This window comes from Salinarimonas chemoclinalis, from assembly GCF_041514305.1.
Taxonomy (GTDB): domain Bacteria; phylum Pseudomonadota; class Alphaproteobacteria; order Rhizobiales; family Beijerinckiaceae; genus Salinarimonas; species Salinarimonas chemoclinalis.
Map to the genome: position 1 here is coordinate 60,240 of NZ_JBGMWH010000005.1, position 17,808 is coordinate 78,047.

The following is a 17,808-nucleotide window of genomic DNA, read 5'->3' on the forward strand; positions in this document are numbered from 1 at the left end:
ATCGTGACCGTGCGTGCGCTCACAGCAGGCTCGCGCGCGCGTCGATCTCCGCCAGGAGCCGCTCGATGCGCCAGCGCGCGCCGCCGAGGTCGGCGAGGGGGGCGCGGGTGACGGCGCGGGCGTCGACGCGGGCTCCCGTCGCCGTCGGGGAGACGCGCAGCGTCAGCTCCACGGGAAAGCGCAGCACGAGGGTTTCCGTGCGCGCCTCGAGACGCGCCACCGGGCCGCGTCCGCCGGGCGCCACGGCCTCCAGGACCGCGTAGCCGAGCGCGTCCGCCGCCTCCCGGGCGAGCGCGTAGGCGGCGTCCTCCGGCAGGGCGACGTCGAGCCCGGCGAGCGCCGGGGCGGCCGCCCGCTGGCGCTCGCGCAGGCCGGCGGGCGTCGGTGCCGGGCGCCAGCCGTCGCGCGCCTCGCTCGCGGCACGCGACGCCGAGAACGTCAGCGGCGGGGCGGCGCGCGTCGTCACGTCGAGCATCGGCGGGCCGGCGACGCCGCGCACGCCCAGCAGCGCGGGATAGACGAGCGTCAGGACCGCGAGCAGGAGTCCTCCCACCGCGCGCCCGAAGCCGCGATGCCCTTCGCGCCAGATGCGCACGAAGGCGAGGAGCGCGAGCAGCGCGGCGAGGCACGCCACGACGCAGGCGGCGGCGAGCGCCGCGAGGCCGGGCTCCAGCTCGACGCGCCGCGCGCGCACGACGAGGCCCGCGATCAGGAGGACGGCCAGCCCGAGCCAGCCGAACCGCAGCGACCAGGTCGCCGGCCGCGACATCGGGTCCTCGACGATGAGGCGACGCATCTCAGCCCTCGATCAGCGCCCGGCGCGCGCCGATCTCGGCGGCGACGAAGTCGAGGAAGACGCGCACGCGCGCCGAGCGGCGCAGGTCCGGATGGGTGAGGAGCCACAGCCCCGCCGAGAAGTCCGGCCGCGGGTCGGAGAGCCGCCGCAGGGCGGGATGGCCATCGCCGATCAGGCAGGGAATGGCGCCGATGCCCATCCCCGTCTCGATGGCTTCCGCGAGCCCCAGCACGGTGGAGATCCTGGCGGCGACGCGCTCGGGGGCGACGTGGTCGCGCACGAACTTCGCGACCTTGAGCCCAGAGAGGTTGTCGCCGAGCGAGACCCAGTCGCGCGCGTAGAGCGAGGCGATGTCCGGCGGCTGCGGATCGGGGAAGTCCGCGCGCCGCCCGTAGAAGGCCCAGTTGATCGTCGCGAGCCGCCGGCCGACGAGCGTCTCCGGCGGGGCGTCGGTGGCGCGCACGGCGACGTCCGCGTCGCGCTTGGACAGGTTGAGCGCCTGGTTGGCCAGCACGAGGTCGAGCCGGATCTCGGGATAGCGGAGCCGGAACTCCGCGAAGATCGGCATCAGCAGGTGGACGAGCAGCGAATCGCTCGTCGTGACCCGCAGCTCGCCGGCGGGCGCGATCGACTGTCCGGCGATCTTGCGGGCGAAGCCGTTGATGTCCTCGTCCATCCGCTCGGCGATGGCGCACATCTCCTCGCCCGCCGTGGTCAGCACGTAACCGGTGCGGTGGCGGTCGAACAGCTTGACGCCGAGCGCGGTCTCGAGCTGGCCGAGCCGGCGGAAGGCGGTGGAGTGGTTCACGCCGAGCGCCGCCGCGGCGCCGGTGAGCCCGCGCGCCTCCGCGATGGTCTTCACGAGGCGGAAGTCGTCCCAGGCGAGCTGGCTGGTGGTCATGATCTCTTGCGTCCGCGCAAAGTTTCGCTGTCGAGGATACAGCTAGCGTTGCGTCGAGGAAAGTCTACTTTTCGCGTCGACGGCGCCTGCCCGCGCGCGACCCCGCGCCGAGGCGCCCCGACAACGCAGGAGATCCCGGTCATGGCGAAGGTCCTCGTCCTCTACTACTCCACCTGGGGCCACATCGAGCAGATGGCGAACGCCGCCGCCGAGGGCGCGCGCGAGGCCGGCGCCGAGGTCGTGGTCAAGCGCGTGCCCGAGCTCGTCCCCGACGAGATCGCGAAGGGTGCGCACTACAAGCTCGACCAGGCGGCGCCGATCGCCGACCCGAACGAGCTCGCCGACTACGACGCGATCATCTTCGGCACGCCGACGCGCTACGGCAACATGGCCGCCCAGATGAAGAACTTCCTCGACCAGACCGGCGCGCTCTGGGCCCAGGGCAAGCTCGTCGGCAAGGTGGGCTCGGTGTTCACCTCCTCGGCGACGCAGCACGGCGGGCAGGAGTCGACGATCCTGTCGTTCCACACCGTGCTCCTGCACCACGGCATGGTGATCGTCGGTCTGCCCTACGCCTTCGCCGGGCAGATGGGCGTGGAGGAGGTGAAGGGCGGCTCGCCCTACGGCGCCTCGACCATCGCCGCCGGCGACGGCTCGCGCCAGCCCTCCGCGATCGAGCTCGAGGGCGCCCGCTTCCAGGGCCGTCACGTCGCCGGGATCGCGGGCAAGCTCGCGGGCTGACGCATCCCGCTCACCGCTCCGCGGCGGCGCGGGCGAGGCGGTCGCGGATCGCCTCGCCCAGCTCGTGGCCCGGGATCGGCGCGACGGCGATCGTCGCCGCGCCGCTGGCGTCGAGCCGGCGCAGCGCGCCGAACAGCCGCGCGGCGGCTTCGGCGAGGTCGCCGCGCGGGCTCAGGTTCAGCGTCGCGACCGCGCGGGCGAGCCCCTCCGGCTCGGCCCCGCCGAACAGCAGCGCCGCCTCGCCGTCGCGAATCTCCGCCGCGTCGAGGCGCACCCGCGCCCGCGGGGCGTAGTGCGAGGCGAGCATGCCCGGCGCCCGCACGCCTTCGTCTTCCCGCGAGCCCGCGAGCGGGGTCCCAAGCACCACCTCGAGCGCCGCGCGTGGCACGCCGCCGGGCCGCAGCAGCCGCGGCGTCCCGTCGATGCAGGCGACGATGGTCGATTCGACGCCGACCCGTGTCTCGCCCCCGTCGAGGACGGCGGCGATTCGCCCGTCCAGATCGTCGAGCACGTGGTCCGCGGCCGTCGGGCTGACGCGGCCGGACCTGTTGGCGGACGGTGCGACGATCGGACGCTCCGCCGCCATGAGCAGCGCGTGGGCGACCGGATGCGCGGGCACGCGCAGGGCCACGGTGTCGAGGCCCGCCCGGGCGACGTCGCAGACGGTGCCCTCCGGCGCACGCGGCACGACGAGGGTCAGCGGGCCCGGCCAGAAGGCCTCGGCGAGGCGGCGCGCGGGGTCGTCGAGCAGGCCCTGCACCCGAGCCGCCGCGACGTCCGGCAGATGGGCGATCAACGGGTTGAAGCGAGGCCGTTCCTTCGCCTCGTAGATCCGCACGACGGCGGAAGGGTCGGTCGCGTCCGCGCCCAGCCCGTAGACCGTCTCGGTGGGAAACGCCACCAGCGCGCCCGCGCGCAGCAGCGCGGCGGCGTCCGCGATCGCGGCGGGGTTCTCTGCGCGGAGGCGGCGGGTTGTCATGACGATCGCTCGCATGCGCCGGCATGCACCGGCTTCCTGATCGGGCGGGCCGCATAGCACGGATGCGCGCCGTCGCCCGTGCACAAAAGAAACGCAGCTTCAGGCCTCGCGAATTCATTGTTATTAATGATTGGTTCAGCTGCCTTCGAAAATCATGCAGCATTGCCGACGACACGCCGACAGGGACGCACCATGCCACCAGCACAGCCGACCGGCTCCGACGCCTCCCTCAGTTCCATCGCCTCGCGGACGGCCGAGCTGCGGACCGTCGCCGTCGAGAAGACGCGCCGCATCCAGCAGATCACCGGACAGATGAAGATCCTGGCCCTCAACGCCATGATCGAGGCGCAGCGCGCCGGCGAGCAGGGGCGCGGCTTCTCGGTGGTGGCGCAGGAGGTGCGCTCGGTCGGCGACATCGTCGCCTCCGTCTCCCGCGAGCTGGAGGATCACCTCGCCCAGCGCATCCACCACCTCCAGTCCGAGGTCGAGGCGCTGGCGGAGAAGGCGCAGGGGCAACGCTACGTCGATCTGGCCCTCAACGCCATCGAGCTGATCGACCGGAACCTGTACGAGCGCACCTGCGACGTGCGCTGGTGGGCCACCGATTCCGCCGTCGTCGACGCCGCCGCCGACCCGTCGGAGGAGGCCTGCCGCCACGCCTCGAAGCGGCTGGGCGTGATCCTCGACGCCTACACGGTCTACCTCGACCTGTGGCTCTGCGACATGCAGGGCACCATCGTCGCCAACGGCCGGCCGGATCGCTACCGCGTCTGCGGGTCCTCGGTGGCCCACGAGCCCTGGTTCCGCCGCGCCGCGAGCCTCGCGTCGGGAGACGACTACGTCGCAGCCGACGTCTCCCGCCAGGCCCGTCTCGCGGACGCGCAGGTCGCGACCTATTGCGCCGGCGTGCGCACGGGCGGGGAGGCGCACGGACGCCCGCTCGGGGTGCTCGCCGTTCATTTCGACTGGGAGCCGCAGGCGCGCGCCATCGTCGAGGGCGTGCGGATCGCCCCCGAGGAGCGTGAGGCGACGCGCGTGCTGCTGCTCGACGCCGAGCAGCGCGTCCTCGCCGCCTCCGACGGACGCGGCGTCCTCTCCGAGCGGCTCTCGCTGCCGATCCAGGGCCGCCGCGCCGGCTTCGAGCACCAGGCGGACGGCGGCTTCGTCGCCTTCCACGCCACCCCCGGCTACGAGACCTACGCGGGGCTCGGCTGGTACGGCGCGATCGTGCGGCGCGACCGACCCGCGAGGCATCTCGCCAACGCACTTCGCGAAGCGCCGCCTCTCGGCTAAGGATGCCGCTCGGGTCCCGATGTCCGGGACGGAGGCGGCGAAAGCGGCATGGAGAGCCTCGAGGTCTCGAACGTCGCGCTCCTGTTCGGGGCGGTCTTCGTCGTGGCGGGGATCGCGACGAGCCTCTTCGCCTCGCGCTTCGGCGCGCCGCTGCTCTTCCTGTTCCTCTGCCTCGGCATGCTCGCCGGCCAGGACGGGCTCGGCGGCGTCGTCTTCAACGACTTCCGCCTCGCCTACATCGTCGGCTCGCTGGCGCTCGCGGTGATCCTGTTCGACGGCGGGTTGCGCACGCGCTTCGCGAGCTTCCGCGGCGTGCTGGCGCCCGCGCTGCTCCTGTCGACCATCGGCGTCGTCGTCACCGCCGCGATCACAGGCGCGGCGGCGGTACTGATTCTCGACCTGCGGCTCGTCGAGGGCCTGCTCGTCGGCGCGATCATCGCCTCGACGGACGCCGCCGCGGTGTTCTTCCTGATGCGCTCGAAGGGGGTGCAGCTGCGCCGGCGCGTCGCCAACACGATCGAGATCGAGAGCGCGACCAACGACCCCGTCGCCGTCTTCCTGACACTCGTCCTCGTCGAGCTCGTGCTGGCGCCGCAGGCGACGGGGTGGGTCGAGGTGTCGCTCATCCTCGGCCGGCAGGCGCTGGTGGGCGCGGCGATCGGCGTCGCCGGAGGCCTCGCGCTGGCCGCGACCCTCAACCGGGTGAGCCTGCCGCAGGGCCTCCACCCGCTCCTCGTCGTCGCCGCGGCGGTGCTGATCTTCGCCCTCGCGAGCGTTCTCGAAGGCTCGGGCTTCCTCGCCGCCTACCTCGCCGGGCTGATGCTCGGCAATCGGCCGGTGCGCGCCTTCCCGTCCATCCTGTCCTTCCACGACGCCACGACCTGGCTCTCGCAGATCGTGATGTTCCTCGTGCTGGGGCTCCTCGTCACCCCCTCGACCCTCGTCGAGTACGCGCTGCCGGCGACGCTGCTCGCGGTCTTCCTGATCGTCGTGGGCCGGCCCGTGGCGGTGTGGCTGTGCCTCACGCCCTTCGGCTTCTCCCGGCGCGAGAAGACCTTCGTCTCCTGGGTGGGCCTGCGCGGCGCGGTCTCGATCTTCCTCGCCGCGATCCCGACGCTCGCGAGCCTGCCCAACGCGGAGACGTACTTCAACGTCGCCTTCTTCGTCGTGCTCGTCTCGCTCCTCGTCCAGGGCTGGACGGTGGCCTGGGCGGCGGGGCGGCTCGGGCTGAAGGTCCGCGACGCGGGACCCGAGATCAAGCGGCTCGAGATCGACCTGCCGGGCCAGCTCGAGCTCGAGCTCGTCGGGTATCCCGTCGCGCCCTCGAGCCCCGTCCTCGCCGGCGCCGTGTTCCCCTCCTGGATGCGCACCGTGATGATCGTGCGCGGCGGCGAGGTGCTCACCCCCGAATCGGCGGGGGAGCTCGCGGTGGGCGACTACGTCTACGTCCTCGCCCCGCCCGCCCGCGTGGGGCGCCTCGACCGGCTCTTCGCGACGCTCGACGGCGCCTCCGCCTTCGCGGTGGGGACCTTCTCCTTCGGGGGGGATGCGGCGATCGAGGACGTGTGCACCCTCTACGGCCTGCACGTGCCGGCCGACCTCAAGGGGCTCAGCGTCGCCGAAGGCTTCGCCGAGCGCTTCGAGGACCGCGTCGACATCGGCGACCGCATCGCCATCGAGCCCGCCTTCCTCCTCGCCACCGCCATCCGCGACGACCAGGTCGCCAAGGCCGTGGTCGAGTTCGAGGAGGAGGGCCGAGAGGGTCCGGGCGGGCTCGTCGGGCGCGTCGGCGGCAGGGTACGCGGCTTCCTCGTCGCGCGCCGCGCCGCGCGGGCCGCCGGGGGCCGGCCCGAGGCGCCCGCGGGACGAGCCGGCACCGCCGCGGGAGCACGCGGAAACACGCATTGACCTTCCCATGATGGGAGGGTCTAACGATCCCGGGACACCAGAGGAAGCGGGCGCGTTCCCCCCGTCCCGGAGATCCCGATGACCATCGCCCAGAAGACGCCGACGGACGCCGCCCCCCTCGCCCGGCTCGATCTCGAGGTCGGCGGGATGACCTGCGCGTCGTGTGTCCGCCACGTGGAGCGCGCGGTCGGCGCCGTGCCCGGCGTCGCCGAGGTCGCCGTCAATCTCGGCGCCGAGCGCGTGAGCCTCGGCTACGACCCCGCCCGCGCCGGTCCCGCCGCCGTCGCGGCGGCGATCGAGGAGGCCGGCTACGAGCCGCGGCGGGTGACGATCACCCTCGCCGTCGAGGGCATGACCTGCGCCTCCTGCGTCTCCCGCGTCGAGACGGCGCTCGCCGCGGTGCCGGGCGTGATCGAGGCGCGCGTCAACCTCGCGAGCGAGCGCGCGACGATCGTCGGCTTCGGCCGCGAGCTGGAGGACGCGGCGCGACGCGCGATCGGCGAGGCGGGCTACGGGGCCGAGCCCGTCGTGGACGAGGGCGAGCCGACCCGCGAGGCGCGCATCGCCGGCGAGGAGCGGCACGAGCGGGTCCAGGTCGCGATCGGCCTCGCGCTCACCGCGCCGCTGGCGCTGCCGATGCTCGCCATGCCCTTCGGCGTGCACGCGATGCCGCCGGGCTGGATGCAGCTCCTGCTCGCGACGCCCGTGCAGTTCTGGCTTGGACTGCGGTTCTACCGCGTCGGCTTCAAGGCGCTGCGGGCGGGCACGGGCAACATGGAGCTGCTCGTCGCCATCGGCACGAGCGCGGCCTACTTCCTGTCCCTCTACCTGCTGCTGACGGCCTCGGGCCACCACGCGCCGGAGCTCTACTTCGAGGCCTCCGCCGTCATCATCACCCTCGTGCTGCTGGGCAAGCACCTCGAGGCGCGGGCCAAGCGACGCACGGCGGACGCCGTGCGGGCGCTGATGGCCCTGCGCCCCGACGTCGCCCGGCTGCGCCGCCCGGACGGGTCGGAGGTCGAGGTGCCGGTCTCCGAGGTGGCGCTCGGCGACGCGATCGTCGTGCGCCCCGGCGAGCGCGTGCCCGTCGACGCGACGATCCGCGAGGGCGCCTCCGAGATGGACGAGAGCATGGTCACCGGCGAGAGCCTGCCCGTGACCCGCGAGCCCGGCCAGCGCATCATCGGCGGCTCGGTCAACGGCTCCGGCGTCCTCGTCGCCGAGGCGGTGGCCGTGGGCGGCGACACGACGCTCGCGCGCATCGTGCGCCTCGTCGAGACCGCGCAGTCCTCCAAGGCGCCGATCCAGAAGCTGGTCGATCGCGTCGCGGCGATCTTCGTGCCGATCGTCGTCGCCATCGCCGTCGGGACCTTCGTCGCGTGGTGGGCGATCACGGGCGATCTCGAGACCGCGATCGTCACCGCCGTCGCCGTGCTCGTGATCGCCTGCCCCTGCGCGCTCGGGCTCGCGACCCCCACCGCGATCATGGCCGGGACGGGCGCGGCCGCCCGCGGCGGCGTTCTGATCAAGGACGCCGAGAGCCTGGAACGGGCGAAGGCGATCCGTGCGGTCGCCTTCGACAAGACCGGCACGCTCACCGAGGGCCGGCCACGGCTCGCGACGTTCACGGCCTTCGAGGGCGCGCGCGAGGCCGCGCTCGCCACCGCGGCGGGCCTCCAGGCGGGCAGCGAGCACCCGCTCGCCCGCGCCGTCGTCGACGCGGCCGCCGCCGAGGGCGTCGTGCCCGCAGCGGCCACGGACGTGCGCGCCGTCGCCGGCCGAGGCCTCGAAGGCCGCGTCGGTGATGCGCGCGTCGCCGTCGGCAGCGCCCGGCACATGGCCGATCTCGGCGTCGCGATCGAGACGGCCGCGGACGCGGCGCGCGGCGCGCAGGAGGAGGGCCGCTCGGTCTCCTACCTCGCGCGGCTCGGGGCGACGCCGGACGAGGCGCCCCGGCTCGTCGCCCTCCTCGCCTTCGCCGACCTGCCCCGCGGCACCGCCGCGGACGCCGTCGCGCGGCTGAAGGCCATGGGCATCGTCTCCGTGATGCTGACGGGGGACAATGCCGGCGCCGCCCGGGCGGTGGCCGGCGCCATCGGCATCGACGAAGTCGTGTCCGAGGTGCTGCCGGAGGACAAGGCGCGCATCGTCGCCGAGCTGAAGGCGCGCTTCGGCCAGGTCGCCATGGTCGGCGACGGCATCAACGACGCGCCGGCGCTCGCCGCCGCCGATCTCGGCATCGCCATGGGCTCGGGCACCGACGTCGCCATGGAGGCGGCGGGCGTCACCCTGATGCGTGCCGATCCCGAGGCGGTCGCCGACGCGATCGAGATCGCACGGGCGACGCAGGCGAAGATCCGCCAGAACCTGTTCTGGGCCTTCGCCTACAACACGGCGGGCATTCCCCTCGCGGCGGCGGGACTGCTCAGCCCGATCGTCGCGGGGGCGGCGATGGCCTTCTCCAGCGTGTCGGTGGTCTCGAACGCCCTGTTGCTGCGGCGCTGGAAGCCCAAGGCGCGCTCCGCCGGCACGGGGTCGGGAGGCGCAGCATGAGGATCGGCGAAGCCGCCCGGCGCTCCGGCGTCTCGGCGAAGATGATCCGCTACTACGAGGAGATCGGCCTGCTCGCCCCCGCGGGGCGGGCGGGCAACTCCTACCGCGACTTCGACGAGCGCGAGCTGCACGAGCTCGTCTTCATCCGCCGCGCCCGCGCGCTCGGCTTCTCGATCGAGGAGATCGCCCGCCTGCTGGCGCTGTGGCGCGACCGGGGGCGGCCGAGCCGGGACGTGAAGGAGATCGCCGACCGGCACGTCTCGGACCTCAAGGCGCGCATCGCCGACCTCCAGGCCATGGTCGACCAGCTCGAGCACCTCTCGCAGTGCTGCGCCGGCGACGACCGGCCGGACTGCCCGATCCTCGCCGACCTCGCGAGCCCGTGATCGACGCGCGCGCCGCCCCGTTCCGAGCGCGCCGCCGTTACGCCGTATTCACGATCGATTAACCCTGACCGATTCGAAACGCGGCGCGGAGGATTCGCGCCGCGTGCGTCAAGGCTTCGTCAACCACGGCGGGGCACACACAGGGACGGGCCGGCGTGCGACGGGGCACGCGCGCCCGCCCGCACCCGGTCTCGCCAGGAGTCACAGGTCCGCCATGCTCGCGTCGCTCTCTTCCGTTCGCGCCCTCCGCCTCGCGGCCGTGGTCGCCCTGCCCCTCGCGCTCGCCGCCTGCGCGGCGACCCCGCCCGGCGCCGAGCTCGGCGCGGGCGCCGGCGGCGTCGCCGGCTCCGCCACGCCCGGCTCCGCCCAGGACTTCACCGTCAACGTCGGCGACCGCGTCTTCTTCGAGACCGACCAGTCGACCCTCACCTCCACCGCCCAGGCGACGCTCGACCTGCAGGCGCAGTGGCTCGCCCGCTATCCGCGCTACGCGATCCTCATCGAGGGACACGCCGACGAGCGCGGCACGCGCGAGTACAACTTCGCGCTCGGCGCCCGCCGCGCGCAGGCGGTGCGCGACTACCTGGCGGCACGCGGCGTCGACACGGGTCGCATCCGCACCGTCTCCTACGGCAAGGAGCGCCCGGCCGCCGCCTGCTCGGACGCGTCCTGCCAGTCGCAGAACCGCCGGGGCGTCACCGTGCTCGAGGGCGGCGCCGGCGTTTGACGCCCGCGAGCGGATCCGGAGCGATCGCTGCCGCTCAGGCGTAGTCGAGCGGCAGCGCCGTCGTGTTCTTGATGCGCTCCATGGCGAAGGACGAGGACACGTCGTAGAGGTCCGCCACCGCGATCAGCCGCTTGTAGACCCGGTCGTAGGCGGCGATGTCGGGCACGACGACGCGCAGGAGGTAGTCGACCTGACCGCTCATGCGCCAGAGTTCGACCACCTCGGGGATCTTCGAGACCGCCTCGCAGAAGTGTCGCGCCCAGTCCGCCTCGTGGCGGCTCGTGCGCACCATGACGAACACCGTCACACCGACGTTGAGCCTATCCGGGTCGAGCAGCGCGACCCGGCGCACGATCACCCCCGCCTCCTCCAGCTTGCGGATGCGCCGCCACAGCGGCGAGGGCGAGAGCCCGACCTGCGCCGCGAGCGCGTCGAGCGGCTGCGTCGCATCCTCCTGGAGACAGGCCAGGATTCTGCGATCGATGGCGTCCAGGGTGAATTTTTCCGGCATCGCGACATCTCGCGCAAAGACGTTGCGCGAACCTAGCGCGCGGACGCGACATTGGCAAAGCGCTGCCGGGCCGGCCGGGCCAGGATGGGCCTCCTCGACGAGACGCCACCCCGGAGACGCTCGATGACCCGCGAGACACCCCGCGAGACCCCGCGCCGCCTGTCCTTCACCGACCACCCCGCCTCCGTCGGCGAGACCTATCTCCAGCACATGGGCGTCGCCTTCTCCTTCGGCGGGCGCCTGCTGCTCGCTGGGCTCGCCTGTCTCGTCCACGGCGTCTTCCCGTTCCTGTGCACAAGGACCGGCTCGCGCGCCGTGACCGAGCTGCACGAGCGCATGGTGGCCGATCGCATCCGCCACGGCGCCCGCGCGGCCCGCGGCGAGGCCGCGGCTCAGCGGTAGAGCGAAAGCCGCGCGAGTGCGAGGTCGGCCTCGAACGCCCGCCCGATGGCGACGAGCCCGATGCGCCGTGCCCCCGTGAGATCGAGCGGCGTCTCGATCCGATGCGGGCGGAAGCCGGCGAAGGGCAGGCGCAGGCGCGTCCATTCCGGCCCCGCGACGAAGCCGGCGCGATAGGATTGCCAGGGCCGCGTCACGTCGCGGGTGCGCAGGTGCAGGCCGTAGCCCTCGCCGTTGCCGATCACCTCGAGCTCGAGCCCCGCGAAGCCGCCGAGGTCGACCGGCGCGCCGTCGGGGGCGAGATCGCGGGCCATCTGCACGAAGCCGCCGTCGTTCTCGAGGCTGACGCGCCCGGTGAGCCGCAGGGCCCGGCGGCCGGCGACGGTCTCGACGATCGCGCGCCCGTCCGAGACGCCGCCCATCACCCGGTCGGAGATCAGGCGCCAGGTGCGCGTGTCCGGGACGGCGTCGCCGTCGGCACGGGAGAAGTCGTTCAGGAGCATGGGACGTCCTTCGATCGGCGATCACTCCAGAATGGAGCGGTTTCGGGCAGGTCGTTATCGATTCGGAGAGACGGCGCGGTGAATTGAGCAAGGAATTTCTGCTTTCCTCGTGCGAACGAAACCAGGCGTGGCCGGCCCGCGAGCGGGCCGCCGCGCCGAGCCGTCCCGCGGAGACCCTCGCGCATGTACCGCATCCCCGCCTTCGCCCTCGTCCTCGCCTTCGCGACGGCGCTCCTCGCCGCCGCCCTGCCCGCCCCGCCGGCGGCGGCGCAGGACGTCCTCGTCGCCCGCTGGGTCGGCCCCGACGGAAGCGAGATCGTCCGCCGCGGCCTCGACTTCGCGGCGCTCGACGCGCTCGACCCGATCGCGATCGAGACGACCACCCCCTGGACCCGGGGCGTCGTGCGCTTCGAAGGCGCACGGCTCGGCGCCCTGGCCGCGCTCGAGCCCGATGCCGGCGAGATCGTCGAGGCGCGTCTCACCGCGCTCAACGACTATACGATCGCGGTGCCGGCGGAGGATTGGTCGCGATGGGACCCGGTGCTGGCGACGCGGCTCGACGGCACGCGCATGCGCGTGCGCGACCGCGGGCCGATCTGGCTCGTCTACCCGCTCGACGCCGATCCCGCGCTCCAGAACCAGCGCTACCATGCGCGCATGATCTGGCAGGTGCGCGAGATCGTCTTCGCGGTGGCCGGCGAATGAGCGGCCCGGTCGCGCGTCCGGCCATGATCCGGCGCCGGCGCGTCGCCCTCGTCGCGCTGCTCATCCTCGCCTGCGGCGTCTTCATCGCGGCGACGGCGGGGGTCTACGTGCGCCAGATCGAGCAGAAGGCGTTGCTGACGGAAACGATCCGCGCGTCGGGCTGGACCGCCTACCAGGCCAAGCTGGAGCACGTGCGCAGCCTCGCCGCGCTCGAGCTCGCCGCGCGTGGCCCCTCCGCCGACGGGCTCGCGGAGGCGGCGCTGCGGCTGGAGATCCTGCTCTCGCGCCTGCCGCTGATCACCGCCTCCGACGAGGGCGACTTCCTCGCCTCGCTGCCGGGCGTGCCGGAACTCGCCGCGCGGATGGAGGCGGAGGTCGCGGCGGTCGCCGACGAGGTCTACACGGCGGACTTCGACGAGCCCGGCATCCGCGCGCGCATCGACGGCTGGCGGGCGCGGATCGCCGCCTTCGAGGTGCCGCTCCAGGAGATGCTCCAGCAGACCGTCGCCTACAACGAGCGGCTCTACCGGCGCGAGAACGAGCTGAGCGAGGCGACCGCGATCCTGCCGCTCGGCTCGCTCGTGATCTCGGGGGCGATCCTCGTCGGGCTGCTGATCGTCCAGGTCCGCCGCGCCGAGCACGGGCTCGACGAGATGCGCGCCGCGCGCGCGCAGGCCGCGGAGAACGAGGCGAGCCTGAGGCGCATGATCGAGGCCGCCCCCGTCGCCTTCGTCGTCGCCGACCCGCACACGGACGCCGCCGTGTTCATCAACGCGAGCGCGGCCGCCCTCGTCGCCGACGATCCGCGCGACGGCGCCTGGCGCGCGGCGATCGGCCAGTGCCGCCGCGCCGTCGGCGCCCGCGGCGCGCTCGCCCGGCGTCCCGCCGACCCGTCCGTGCCGGTGACGCTGCGCCATCCCGGCGGCTGGCTGATGAGCTGCACGGTGCTCCACAGCCGCATCGTCTGGAACGGCCGCGAGCAGAGCCTCTACGCCCTCGTCGAGACCACCCGCTCGCGCGCGGCCGAGCGCGAGGCCATGCAGGCCTCGACGCTCGCCGCCGTCGGCGAGATGGCGGCGGCGATCGTGCACGAGATCAACCAGCCGCTCGCCACGATGAAGATGGCCTCCTCCAACGCACTCGCCCTCCTCGACGAGGGCGGCCCGCCCGAGAAACTCCGCCCCAAGCTCGCGCGCATCGACGCGCAGGTCGACCGCGCCCGGCGCATCACCGACCAGATCCGCCGGCTCGTGCGGCGCGGGGACGATCGCCCGCACCCGCCCTTCTCGCCGCCCGACGCGATCGAGCTCGCGGTCGGCGCCGTGGCCGAGCAGTACCAGCGCGCGGGCATCGCGCTGGCGCTGCGGGTGGAGGACGCCCGCGGCAGCCTCGTTTCGGGCGACCCGACCCTGTTCGAGCAGGTGCTCGTCAACCTGCTCGTCAACGCCCACGACGCCTTCGGCCCGCCCGAGCGCAGGGCGCCGGACACGCGCGAGCCGCGGGTGCGGGTGCGTGCGCGCGTCGAGGAGGGGATGCTCGTCGTCGAGGTGCACGACAACGCCGGCGGCCTGCCGCCGGAGATCGCCGAGCGCCTGTTCGAGCCCTTCGTGACGACGAAGCCCGCCGGGGAGGGCACCGGGCTCGGGCTCGCGCTGTCGCGCAAGATCGTCGTCGACATGGGCGGGCGCATCGGCGCGGACACGGTCGCGGGCGGGGCGTTGTTCGAGGTGCGCCTGCCGCTCGCCGCGCCGGCCCGGGCCGCCGCCGCCTGAGGGAGAGAACGGATGATCCTGGTCGTGGACGACGAGGAGGAGCTCCTCGAGGAACTCGTCGAGATGCTGGAGCGCCGGGGCCTCGCCGTCGTCGGCGAGAGCCGGCCGCGCGCGGCGCTCGACCTGCTGGCGCTGCGCCCGGAGATCGCCGTCGTCGTGACCGACTGGCGCATGCCCGGCCTCGACGGGCTCGCCCTGATGCGCGCCGCGCGCTGCGATCCCTGCGCCCGGCGCGACCGACGCTTCTTCGTCATGACCGGGCACGAGGGCGACGCGGGCCTCGCCCAGGCGCTCGCCGCCGGCGCGGCGGGCGTGCTGCGCAAGCCCTTCGCGCCGGAGGAGTTGATCGCCGCTTTGGAGGATCGCGCATACGAAACGTGAAGACCTGTGGGCTATCGTAGGCGTATCGAACGAAGAGCGAGCGAGGACGGTCGTGATCGGGACTGCGGCGGGCACGCGCGAGGAGACGACGACGGCGGCGGCGCAGGCCCCGACCGCGCTCCTGGTCGACGACGACGTGGCCTTCCTAGAGGAGCTCGCCGAGGGCCTGGAGCGGCTGGGCCTGCGCGTCGTGTGCGCCCACGATGCCGCGGAGGCGCTCGCCGCCGTCGACCGCGTGCCGGAGATCGGCGTCGTCGTCGTCGACGTCGGCCTGCCGCGCATCGACGGGATCGAACTGCTCCGCAAGCTGCGCGCGCGCCGGCGCGAGCGCCCGCTGCCGGCGATCGTGCTCACCGGCGAGGCGACCCTCGAGCGCGCCGTCGCGGCGCTCAGGGTCGAGGCGCACGATTTCCTCCAGAAGCCCGTCGACGCGCACGAGGTCGCCGCCGCCCTGCGCGCCGCCACCGCACGCCGCGAGGACGCCCCTGCGCCCGCCGGCCCCGCAGAAGCGCAGCGCCGCAACCCGACGGCCGGTGAGCGGCTCGCATCGGTGCTCGCGATCCGCAAGGAGCGCAAGCGCATCTTCGGGCCCGACCTGTTCGAGGACCCCGTCTGGGAGATGCTGCTCGACCTCGCGAACGCCGCCGCGCGGGGCGAGGAGGTGCCGGTCACCAGCCTGTGCCTCGTCTCGGGCGTCTCGACGACGACGGCGCTGAGGCGGCTCGACGACATGGCCGCCGCCGCCCTGATCGAGCGCCGCCGCGACCCCGGCGACGGCCGGCGCATCCTCGTGCGCCTCACGGCGGACGGCCGCGAGAAGGTGGAGCGCTACCTGAAGGCCCTCGACCAGAAGTTCGCCTGACCGCCCGCGGATGACGGCACCGCCCCGGAGCGGCGTCAGAACGGCAGCGCAGGGCGTCGCGTCTCCTCGGGAGCGACGATCGCGAGCCGCTCGCCCACCGCGAGCGTGCCGTCGGCCACCACCTCGGCGTAGACCCCGCAATCCATGTGGCCCCAGGCCTGCATCAGCGTACGCGGGATCGCGAGGTCGCGGATGCCGGTCGCCGGATCGACGTTCGTCGCCGCGCAGCGCACCGTTCGCTCGCGTACGACGAGCCGCAGGCCGGACGGCGCGACCAGCGTACGCCCGACGAGATCGTGCTCCGCGAAGGGCGCCATATCCTCCACGAGGAGGTTGGCGCGAAAGCGCAGCGGGTCGACGGGCGCCCCGACGCGCGCCTCGATCTCGGCGAGGCTCGCGCGGTTGACGAGGGAGACGTGGCCGGTGGGCGAATCCGTGAAGCGGTAGCCGTCGGGCGCGCTCAGCACCTTCGGCGGGCCGTCGAGCGCATCTCCCATGAAGCCGGCGAAGAACGCCTCGATCGCCGCGCGTCCCTCCGGCGTGCCGAGATCCCCGCGCGCCGCTTCCGATCCCGCCTCGCGCACGACGAGCACGCCGGTCTCGTGGTCGTAGGCGGTCTCGAGCCGCGCCAGCTGCTCGTTGCGCATGAGCATCAGATAGTGGCGCTTGGAGCGATGCACGGGCGCCGCCGGGTCGAAGCCGGAGGGACCGTTCTCGATGGCGTGAATGCGGTCTCCCGGCACGAAAGCGCCGGCCGCGAGCGCGACGCGGGCCATCGGCTCCGGGGAGAGCCCCTTCACGGGGTAGCGGTAGAGGCCGGCGATGCGCATCCCGTTCTCCTCAACGTGGCTCGAAGCGCCCGAACGCGAGATCGGGCGCGCTCGGGCGGTTCTCGATCGTGACGGGAAGCCGGTCGAGGCTCGCGGCGTGCGCGCCCGCGACGATCGCGAGGTTCGCACTGGCGACGGCGGCGGCGATGCGAAGGAACGCGGGCATGGGATCCGGACGAACGGCTCGGCTGTCGGTTCATCCATGAAGTGGAAGCGGCGCCCATGCAAGCACGTCGGCCGGCACCTGTCGCGTCACGGCGACGGCGCCACCGTGTCCGCCGCCTGCGCACCGCGCCGGCCGAGCGGGCGTTCGGGCGCGACGGTCGTGTCGCGCGCGGTCTGGCGTTCCATCTCGGCGTTGAGCTCGGCGGCCAGCAGCACGATCGTGGTGGAGAGCCAGATCCACACCATGAAGCCGACGACCGCGCCCAGCGAGCCGTAGGTGGCGTTGTAGGAGCCGAAGTTCGACACGTACCAGGTGAACAGCATGGAGAAGCCGACGAAGGCGACCGCGCCGACGCCGGCGCCCCACAGGACCCAGCGCCAGCGCGCCCGGGTGCGGCTCGGGCCGTAGCGGAAGATCAGGGCGAGCAGCCCCGCCACCAGGACGAGCGCGATCGGGAAGCGCAGCCAGCGCAGCAGCGTCTCGATCTCGGCGCCGAGCGGCACGGCGGCGAGCACCGCCGGCAGCACGGCGATCGCGGCGACGAGCCCGCCGCCGATCACCAGCGCCCCCAGCGTGAACAGCAGCGTCAGCGCGTTGAGCGCGAGGAAGCCGCGCGCCTCCTCCTCGCCGTATGCGACGTTCAGTGCGTCGAAGATCGCCTTCATGCCCGCGTTCGCGCTCCAGAGCGTGAGCAGCAGGCCGCCGGCGAAACCGAGCGTCAGCGCGCCACCCGCCTGGGACGCGACGCGCGCGACCTCGCCCTCGACGATGTCGATGGCGCCGCTCGGGATCACGCCCGAGAGGCTCGCCACCTGGCGGCTCACCTGCTCGGGGGAGAACACGAGGCCGTAGAGCGACACGAAGGCGGCGATCGCCGGGAACAGCGCGAGGAGCGCATAGAAGGTCACGCCCGCCGCGACCGACATCAGCCGGTCGCGGGAGAAGGCGGTGACGACGCGCTGGGCGATGTCGATCCAGCCCCCGCGGGGGATCTCGTGAGGCGTCGTCGCGAGCCGGCCGCGGGCGGGGTCGCGCTCGGCGGGCCGATCGGGGGGCGACGAGGGGCGCGGGCCGGCACGGCTCTCGCGGGCGGACACGCTCCGGGGATCGTCCCCGGCGAGTTCCACCGGGCCGCGCGCCCGGCTGTCCCGGCGCAGCCAGGCCGCCGAGGCGACGATGGCGGTCGCGGCGACGAGGCCGAGCGTGGGGATGCGCGCGGGGGGCGCGTCGCGGCGGGGCGGCGGGGCGGGGGCGTCCATGGGTCCTGTCTCGTCGTCGTCCGGTCGTGATCGTCGGCTAGGCAAGCCGCGGAACAGCGCCACGGTTCCGCGGCCCGCGGCGTTCGCGCGTCCGGACATGCCCGCAATTGCGCAGCGCAGCGAAGTCGTCGAGGGT

Annotated in this window: 19 protein-coding genes; 11 read left to right on the top strand and 8 right to left on the bottom strand. The window is 73.7% G+C overall.

Features of this window, described 5'->3' with window-relative positions:
• Positions 1 to 19 precede the first annotated feature (19 nt).
• Both AB9M23_RS10835 and AB9M23_RS10840 read right to left on the bottom strand, forming a co-directional pair.
• On the bottom strand, positions 20 to 796 hold the full coding sequence (locus tag AB9M23_RS10835; RefSeq protein WP_372424555.1) for a DUF1499 domain-containing protein: 777 nt from the start codon (positions 794 to 796) through the stop codon (positions 20 to 22).
• A gap of 1 nt (position 797) precedes the next feature.
• A complete protein-coding gene (locus AB9M23_RS10840) occupies positions 798 to 1,697 on the bottom strand; it encodes a LysR family transcriptional regulator (RefSeq protein ID WP_372424556.1) in 900 nt (299 codons plus the stop codon).
• Positions 1,698 to 1,838: 141 nt separating this feature from the next.
• On the opposite strand from AB9M23_RS10840, the gene wrbA reads away from it, so the two are divergent.
• A complete protein-coding gene (gene wrbA / locus AB9M23_RS10845) occupies positions 1,839 to 2,438 on the top strand; it encodes an NAD(P)H:quinone oxidoreductase (RefSeq protein ID WP_372424557.1) in 600 nt (199 codons plus the stop codon).
• Positions 2,439 to 2,448: 10 nt separating this feature from the next.
• On the opposite strand, the gene AB9M23_RS10850 is transcribed toward wrbA, so the two are convergent.
• On the bottom strand, positions 2,449 to 3,417 hold the full coding sequence (locus tag AB9M23_RS10850) for an L-threonylcarbamoyladenylate synthase (RefSeq protein WP_372424558.1): 969 nt from the start codon (positions 3,415 to 3,417) through the stop codon (positions 2,449 to 2,451).
• 192 nt (positions 3,418 to 3,609) lie between these two features.
• Here AB9M23_RS10850 and AB9M23_RS10855 point away from each other — a divergent pair, with 192 nt between their 5' ends.
• From AB9M23_RS10855 to pal, 5 genes are all read left to right on the top strand, one after another.
• A complete protein-coding gene (locus AB9M23_RS10855) occupies positions 3,610 to 4,710 on the top strand; it encodes a methyl-accepting chemotaxis protein (RefSeq protein WP_372424559.1) in 1,101 nt (366 codons plus the stop codon).
• Positions 4,711 to 4,758: 48 nt separating this feature from the next.
• Positions 4,759 to 6,618, top strand: a complete 1,860-nt coding sequence (locus AB9M23_RS10860; RefSeq protein WP_372424560.1) for a potassium/proton antiporter — start codon at positions 4,759 to 4,761, stop codon at positions 6,616 to 6,618.
• A 78-nt stretch (positions 6,619 to 6,696) separates the two neighbouring features.
• Positions 6,697 to 9,171, top strand: coding sequence for a heavy metal translocating P-type ATPase (locus tag AB9M23_RS10865; RefSeq protein WP_372424561.1), 2,475 nt, complete (start codon positions 6,697 to 6,699; stop codon positions 9,169 to 9,171).
• On the top strand, positions 9,168 to 9,557 hold the full coding sequence (gene cueR, locus AB9M23_RS10870) for a Cu(I)-responsive transcriptional regulator (protein ID WP_372424562.1): 390 nt from the start codon (positions 9,168 to 9,170) through the stop codon (positions 9,555 to 9,557). Before AB9M23_RS10865 ends, cueR begins: the two co-directional genes overlap by 4 nt.
• Before the next feature lie 214 nt (positions 9,558 to 9,771).
• Positions 9,772 to 10,284 carry a peptidoglycan-associated lipoprotein Pal gene (pal, locus tag AB9M23_RS10875; RefSeq protein WP_372424563.1) on the top strand — a complete coding sequence of 171 codons (513 nt, stop codon included), beginning with the start codon at positions 9,772 to 9,774 and terminating at the stop codon, positions 10,282 to 10,284.
• Positions 10,285 to 10,318: 34 nt separating this feature from the next.
• Here the strand turns inward: pal and AB9M23_RS10880 are convergent, their stop codons facing one another.
• Positions 10,319 to 10,777: an Lrp/AsnC family transcriptional regulator gene (locus AB9M23_RS10880; RefSeq protein ID WP_372424717.1), complete on the bottom strand. Its 459-nt coding sequence runs from the start codon at positions 10,775 to 10,777 to the stop codon at positions 10,319 to 10,321.
• Positions 10,778 to 10,918: 141 nt separating this feature from the next.
• On the opposite strand from AB9M23_RS10880, the gene AB9M23_RS10885 reads away from it, so the two are divergent.
• Positions 10,919 to 11,197, top strand: a complete 279-nt coding sequence (locus AB9M23_RS10885; RefSeq protein ID WP_372424564.1) for a DUF6356 family protein — start codon at positions 10,919 to 10,921, stop codon at positions 11,195 to 11,197.
• Here AB9M23_RS10885 and AB9M23_RS10890 read toward each other — a convergent pair.
• Positions 11,188 to 11,697 (bottom strand): CIA30 family protein, encoded by a 510-nt coding sequence (locus tag AB9M23_RS10890; RefSeq protein ID WP_372424565.1) that lies wholly within the window; start codon positions 11,695 to 11,697, stop codon positions 11,188 to 11,190. The two genes, AB9M23_RS10885 and AB9M23_RS10890, sit on opposite strands and share 10 nt — an antisense overlap.
• 183 nt (positions 11,698 to 11,880) lie before the next feature.
• Between AB9M23_RS10890 and AB9M23_RS10895 the strand changes: the two genes are divergently transcribed.
• The 4 genes from AB9M23_RS10895 to AB9M23_RS10910 are packed head-to-tail and all read left to right on the top strand — an operon-like array spanning position 11,881 to position 15,417.
• Positions 11,881 to 12,402: a putative pterin-binding protein gene (locus AB9M23_RS10895; RefSeq protein WP_372424566.1), complete on the top strand. Its 522-nt coding sequence runs from the start codon at positions 11,881 to 11,883 to the stop codon at positions 12,400 to 12,402.
• Positions 12,399 to 14,174 carry a sensor histidine kinase gene (locus AB9M23_RS10900; RefSeq protein ID WP_372424567.1) on the top strand — a complete coding sequence of 592 codons (1,776 nt, stop codon included), beginning with the start codon at positions 12,399 to 12,401 and terminating at the stop codon, positions 14,172 to 14,174. The genes AB9M23_RS10895 and AB9M23_RS10900 overlap by 4 nt, the downstream gene beginning before the upstream one ends.
• Before the next feature lie 12 nt (positions 14,175 to 14,186).
• Positions 14,187 to 14,555 carry a response regulator gene (locus AB9M23_RS10905; RefSeq protein ID WP_372424568.1) on the top strand — a complete coding sequence of 123 codons (369 nt, stop codon included), beginning with the start codon at positions 14,187 to 14,189 and terminating at the stop codon, positions 14,553 to 14,555.
• Between the two features lie 52 nt (positions 14,556 to 14,607).
• Entirely contained in the window at positions 14,608 to 15,417 is an 810-nt protein-coding gene (locus AB9M23_RS10910) for a response regulator (RefSeq protein WP_372424569.1), read from the top strand.
• A 35-nt stretch (positions 15,418 to 15,452) separates the two neighbouring features.
• Here the strand turns inward: AB9M23_RS10910 and AB9M23_RS10915 are convergent, their stop codons facing one another.
• From AB9M23_RS10915 to AB9M23_RS10925, 3 genes are all read right to left on the bottom strand, one after another.
• Entirely contained in the window at positions 15,453 to 16,247 is a 795-nt protein-coding gene (locus tag AB9M23_RS10915) for an MOSC domain-containing protein (RefSeq protein ID WP_372424570.1), read from the bottom strand.
• Positions 16,248 to 16,257: 10 nt separating this feature from the next.
• Positions 16,258 to 16,413: a hypothetical protein gene (locus AB9M23_RS10920; RefSeq protein ID WP_372424571.1), complete on the bottom strand. Its 156-nt coding sequence runs from the start codon at positions 16,411 to 16,413 to the stop codon at positions 16,258 to 16,260.
• A gap of 86 nt (positions 16,414 to 16,499) precedes the next feature.
• Positions 16,500 to 17,672, bottom strand: a complete 1,173-nt coding sequence (locus tag AB9M23_RS10925) for a YihY/virulence factor BrkB family protein (protein WP_372424572.1) — start codon at positions 17,670 to 17,672, stop codon at positions 16,500 to 16,502.
• Positions 17,673 to 17,808 lie beyond the last annotated feature (136 nt).

What these genes read in the sequence shown, in the direction of transcription:
- AB9M23_RS10835 (WP_372424555.1), bottom strand. Translation starts at nt 796, where the DNA reads ATGCGTCGCCTCATCGTCGAGGACCCGATGTCGCGGCCGGCGACCTGG.
- AB9M23_RS10840 (WP_372424556.1), bottom strand. Translation starts at nt 1,697, where the DNA reads ATGACCACCAGCCAGCTCGCCTGGGACGACTTCCGCCTCGTGAAGACC.
- wrbA (WP_372424557.1), top strand. Translation starts at nt 1,839, where the DNA reads ATGGCGAAGGTCCTCGTCCTCTACTACTCCACCTGGGGCCACATCGAG.
- AB9M23_RS10850 (WP_372424558.1), bottom strand. Translation starts at nt 3,417, where the DNA reads ATGACAACCCGCCGCCTCCGCGCAGAGAACCCCGCCGCGATCGCGGAC.
- AB9M23_RS10855 (WP_372424559.1), top strand. Translation starts at nt 3,610, where the DNA reads ATGCCACCAGCACAGCCGACCGGCTCCGACGCCTCCCTCAGTTCCATC.
- AB9M23_RS10860 (WP_372424560.1), top strand. Translation starts at nt 4,759, where the DNA reads ATGGAGAGCCTCGAGGTCTCGAACGTCGCGCTCCTGTTCGGGGCGGTC.
- AB9M23_RS10865 (WP_372424561.1), top strand. Translation starts at nt 6,697, where the DNA reads ATGACCATCGCCCAGAAGACGCCGACGGACGCCGCCCCCCTCGCCCGG.
- cueR (WP_372424562.1), top strand. Translation starts at nt 9,168, where the DNA reads ATGAGGATCGGCGAAGCCGCCCGGCGCTCCGGCGTCTCGGCGAAGATG.
- pal (WP_372424563.1), top strand. Translation starts at nt 9,772, where the DNA reads ATGCTCGCGTCGCTCTCTTCCGTTCGCGCCCTCCGCCTCGCGGCCGTG.
- AB9M23_RS10885 (WP_372424564.1), top strand. Translation starts at nt 10,919, where the DNA reads ATGACCCGCGAGACACCCCGCGAGACCCCGCGCCGCCTGTCCTTCACC.
- AB9M23_RS10890 (WP_372424565.1), bottom strand. Translation starts at nt 11,697, where the DNA reads ATGCTCCTGAACGACTTCTCCCGTGCCGACGGCGACGCCGTCCCGGAC.
- AB9M23_RS10895 (WP_372424566.1), top strand. Translation starts at nt 11,881, where the DNA reads ATGTACCGCATCCCCGCCTTCGCCCTCGTCCTCGCCTTCGCGACGGCG.
- AB9M23_RS10900 (WP_372424567.1), top strand. Translation starts at nt 12,399, where the DNA reads ATGAGCGGCCCGGTCGCGCGTCCGGCCATGATCCGGCGCCGGCGCGTC.
- AB9M23_RS10905 (WP_372424568.1), top strand. Translation starts at nt 14,187, where the DNA reads ATGATCCTGGTCGTGGACGACGAGGAGGAGCTCCTCGAGGAACTCGTC.
- AB9M23_RS10915 (WP_372424570.1), bottom strand. Translation starts at nt 16,247, where the DNA reads ATGCGCATCGCCGGCCTCTACCGCTACCCCGTGAAGGGGCTCTCCCCG.
- AB9M23_RS10920 (WP_372424571.1), bottom strand. Translation starts at nt 16,413, where the DNA reads ATGCCCGCGTTCCTTCGCATCGCCGCCGCCGTCGCCAGTGCGAACCTC.
- AB9M23_RS10925 (WP_372424572.1), bottom strand. Translation starts at nt 17,672, where the DNA reads ATGGACGCCCCCGCCCCGCCGCCCCGCCGCGACGCGCCCCCCGCGCGC.